The sequence below is a fragment of the Mesorhizobium sp. LNHC252B00 genome, from assembly GCF_000502955.1.
Taxonomy (GTDB): domain Bacteria; phylum Pseudomonadota; class Alphaproteobacteria; order Rhizobiales; family Rhizobiaceae; genus Mesorhizobium.
In genome coordinates this window covers 1-367 of the sequence record NZ_AYWO01000146.1, presented here as the reverse complement: position 1 = coordinate 367, position 367 = coordinate 1, and the positions used below count along the sequence as shown (strand labels likewise).

Annotated in this window: 1 pseudogene; it reads left to right on the top strand. The window is 58.6% G+C overall.

The annotated features are described in order from the left end of the window. Positions 1 to 367, top strand: a pseudogene (locus X744_RS0139375) (alpha-glucosidase/alpha-galactosidase); the annotation flags it as partial.

Genomic DNA, 367 nt, shown 5'->3' with positions numbered 1-367 from the left:
GAACGGCCGCAAGATCGATAGGGATGAGCTAATTGCCGCCTTCGAGGCACATCCGGTCTATTCCCAGCAGGAAAAGCTGCGCATCGATGTGCTGAAGCGCTTCGGCGTCTATTCGACCGAAAGCAACGGCCATCTCTCCGAATATCTGCCTTGGTACCGCAAGCGCCCCGACGAGATCACGCGCTGGATCGACATGTCCGACTGGATCCATGGCGAGACGGGCGGCTACCTCCGCTATTCCACGGAAACCCGCAACTGGTTCGAGACCGAGTATCCGCAATTCCTCGAAGCGGCGTCGAAACCGATCGACGCGTCAAAGCGCTCCAACGAGCATGCCAGCCACATATTGGAGGCGCTGGAAACCAAC